Raw genomic sequence first — 3,616 nt, 5'->3', positions numbered from 1 at the left:
TCCCTACTCCCTACTCCCTATTAACTATTAACTATGAATAACCCTAATGGCTCTCAACCCAACTCATCTGGCGCAGTACGAAATAATAATCGAAATTTGGTTAATGATTCAGGGAATAATAATAACGGAAATGGAAGAAGATCGAATCGATCCCTTGGTAAAGCAGATGACTTCGATCAATCGGTAATTCTGCAACAATCTCCTGTTTTTTCACGAGCTATTGTTTGGGCGATTGTCGGGGTAACGACTGTCACTATTATTTGGGCTTGTGTGGCAAAAATTGAGGAAGCAATTCCAGCACAAGGGAAATTAGAACCCCAAGGCGCGGTGAAGGAAGTACAAGCTCCCGTTGCTGGAGTAGTCAAAACAATTGACGTAAAAGAAGGAGAGCATGTGGAAGCAGGCGATCGCCTCTTGACATTTGACCAAACTGCTGCTGAAGCTCAATTTCAGTCACTCCAAAAAATTAGGGAATCTCTCCTCCAAGAAAATCAATTCTACACCAATCAGCTCAATGGTGCTAATCCTCGATTAGTTGGACAAATTCAGTTACGAGTACCGCCAGAAATTATCTCACTAACAGAAAATCGTGCCTCTTTAATCGCAGAAAATCGACTATATCAAGCGCAATTAGAGGGAGATATCAGTGGTGTAGGATTAAATCCCGAACAACAGCTTCGCTTGCAATCAATCGTAGCAGAGCGTAGATCTCGCGTTGCGACTGCTCAGTTGGAAGTCGAACAACTAAGCAAGCAACTTAGTCAGACTACAGTACAGTTAGCTAATGCTAGAAATATCCTATCAGTTAACCAAGAAATTGTCAGGAACATAGAACCTTTAGTACAAGAAGGAGGGTTTGCTCGCCTTCAATTTCTGAAACAGAAGCAGGAAGTTACCAGCAGTCAAGCTGATGTAATCCGTTTCACTCAAGAAGAACAACGTCTAACATTAGCAATTGAGCAAGCTAGAGAAAAGTTACAAAATACCATTTCTTTATCTGACACCGATGTCCAGGCTAAAATGTCTGGTAACGAACAAAGAATTTCTGAAATTAATAGCCAAATCACTAAGATTATTGTTGAGAATAAGAAAAAAATTAGAGAAATTGATAGTCAAATTAGTCAAGCTAAGTTAACTTTAAAGTACCAGGATTTGGTTTCACCCGTTAGCGGGACAGTATTCGATCTCAAGGCTAAAGGAACTGGTTTTGTGGCAAATACTAGCGAACCTATTCTCAAAATTGTCCCAGATGAGGGATTAATTGCTAAGGTTTTTATCACTAACCGCGATATTGGTTTTTTGAAGCCAGGGATGGATGTCGATGTGAGGGTTGATTCTTTTCCTTATAGTGAATTTGGCGATATCAAAGGTAAATTAGTGCGAATTGGTTCCGATGCTTTACCGCCAGATCAAATTTACCAGTTTTATCGTTTTCCGGCTGAAATAAAAATTGAAAAGCAGTCAATTTCTGTGAATAATGGGCAATTGGGAGAAGTGGCACTGCAATCTGGCATGTCTGTCAGTGTTAATATCAAGGTGCGGAATCGGACTGTGATGAGTATTTTTAGCGATTTGTTTGTCAAGAAATTGGATAGTTTGAAGAATGTCAGGTAAAAGGGGAAATGGTAGGAAGGAATAAAGATGCGGGTTTAGTTTTAGGCGTTGTGAGTGCGATCGCGCTTCATCTACTTGTATTTTATCTTAGCGCTCGGTATGGGAAAGCATTGAATTTTTCGGAATCACCATCAACTCAACCTAAACCTATAATCGATCAAATTACATTCTTTGCTTTTTGGTGGATTGGCATTTTTCAATTTACCTATATTATTCCCCTAGTATTGGTATCTAGACAACTCCAATACGGGGAATTCATGAAAGGAGTAATTATTACTGCTGTGATGACAGCTTTCCTCAATGGTAGTTGTTGGTTATTAATGTATGGGAGTTTATGGGGTACATAGAAACCCGGTTTCTCGAAGAAACCAAGTTTCTGGGATGTACTTCATCAACCTATAATCTCCTGTAAAACTCAAAACTATTTAACTTGAGCAGCTAACAACTCCTGAATCCCTTTTTCCCCTAAATCCAGAATTCGATTAAGCTGATGGCGACTAAAGCTTCTCTCCTCAGCCGTACCCTGAACTTCAATAATATTCAACTCCTCATTCATCACAATATTAAAATCCACCTCAGCCGCCACATCTTCTATATAATTCAAATCTAAAAACGGCTCACCCTCAATCACTCCCACGGAAATAGCAGCAATTTGGTGACATAAAGGCGATTTCTCTAACTTACCCATTTTTACCATATTATTTAAAGCATCAGCAAGAGCAACATATCCCCCTGTAATCGAAGCTGTGCGTGTCCCCGCATCAGCTTGAAGTACATCCGCATCAACGGTTATCGTGTATTCTCCTAAAGCTTTGAAATCCAAAGATGCCCTTAAACTCCGTCCAATCAAACGTTGAATTTCCTGAGTTCGACCTGATAATTTCATCAATTCTCGCGGTTGCCTTTGGACTGTTGCTCCTGGTAACATTCTGTATTCAGCAGTCAACCAACCCTTGCCAGTACCCTCTAAAAATTTGGGCACTCCCGGCTGAATTGTGACAGTACAAAGCACCTGAGTATCACCACATTTTGTTAAAACTGAACCTGGAGCAAATTTAGTAAATTCTCGCACAAAAGAGATTGGACGAAGCTCGTTAAATTGTCTGCTATCAGGACGTTGCCAAGCCATAATTTTTTTTGTTAGTTGTTAGTTGTTAGTTGTGGGCAATTAGCTCAAGGTAATTGTTGTAGAACAGGCATCTTGCCTGTTACAGTTGGTTATTTAGCTGCCATTAGCAATCTTAAAAGATCTTCCTCTACCTTTTCTGCTGATTGATCCCCTTTGATAGTTAAAAGTCGTTGACGATATCCGTAATATTCCAGGATAGGAATAGTCCGCTCGTAAAATAGTTCAATCCGGCGCTCTACAATTTCTGGGCTATCGTCTAGGCGCAAATTTCCTTTCGAGACTATATCTTGATGACTCCCATCTGAAGAATGGGATAGCGCAATTTGCAAGCTTTGCGATCGCAAAACAGAGCGATTCATCATTACTGATTCCGACACCTCTAAATAAATTGCCCAGTCTAGACGCTGCTCCAACTCTTCTAATAAAAAATCCAACTCCTCAGCTTGGAAAGCAGTACGAGGATAGCCTTCCAACAACCAACCGTGAGCAGTATCAGGTTGTAAAAGACGCTGACGCATAAATTCTATCAAAATTGGGTCAGGAACGAGTTCACCCTTCTCAACATAATGCTGTGCTTGAAAACCTAACTCAGTTTGCTTGGCGATCGCACGTCGTAATACGTCACCAGTAGAAATCTCAGAGATACCTAGCTGGTGACACAACCGTCGAGCCTGCGTTCCCTTCCCTGCCCCCGGACCTCCCAGAATCACCAGTCTCACAATAAAATACTCCTAAATTCAAGCAGATTGACAATCGTTTCCATAAATTTTGCACTAATGCCCACACCTCACCCAGTCTTCAAGCTCACGAAAGTTATTGTGCCACTAATTCTCAGATGATTGCAGTTTAAGTTACCTGATGAAGGATGAAGGC

4 protein-coding genes are annotated in these 3,616 nt (G+C 40.8%); 2 read left to right on the top strand and 2 right to left on the bottom strand.

All coding sequences use genetic code 11. The features are described from left to right. The first annotated feature begins 33 nt into the window (after nucleotides 1–33). Both NJ959_RS27195 and NJ959_RS27190 read left to right on the top strand, forming a co-directional pair. Entirely contained in the window at nucleotides 34–1,614 is a 1,581-nt protein-coding gene (locus NJ959_RS27195; RefSeq protein WP_254014888.1) for a beta-barrel domain-containing protein, read from the top strand. A gap of 8 nt (nucleotides 1,615–1,622) precedes the next feature. Further along, nucleotides 1,623–1,961: a hypothetical protein gene (locus NJ959_RS27190; protein ID WP_254014887.1), complete on the top strand. Its 339-nt coding sequence runs from the start codon at nucleotides 1,623–1,625 to the stop codon at nucleotides 1,959–1,961. A 74-nt stretch (nucleotides 1,962–2,035) separates the two neighbouring features. Here NJ959_RS27190 and rph read toward each other — a convergent pair whose 3' ends face one another. Together rph and NJ959_RS27180 are read right to left on the bottom strand one after the other, a co-directional pair. Next, the gene (gene rph / locus NJ959_RS27185) at nucleotides 2,036–2,743 is read right to left on the bottom strand and encodes a ribonuclease PH (RefSeq protein ID WP_254014886.1); all 708 of its coding nucleotides are present in this window, start codon (nucleotides 2,741–2,743) and stop codon (nucleotides 2,036–2,038) included. Nucleotides 2,744–2,832: 89 nt separating this feature from the next. Next, a complete protein-coding gene (locus tag NJ959_RS27180; protein ID WP_254014885.1) occupies nucleotides 2,833–3,462 on the bottom strand; it encodes an adenylate kinase in 630 nt (209 codons plus the stop codon). Between the last annotated feature and the right edge of the window lie 154 nt (nucleotides 3,463–3,616).

This window comes from Limnofasciculus baicalensis BBK-W-15 (assembly GCF_024178385.1).
Classification (GTDB): domain Bacteria; phylum Cyanobacteriota; class Cyanobacteriia; order Cyanobacteriales; family Coleofasciculaceae; genus Limnofasciculus; species Limnofasciculus baicalensis.
The sequence above is the reverse complement of the archived record's forward strand: the minus strand, read 5'-3'. Positions and strand labels throughout refer to the sequence as shown.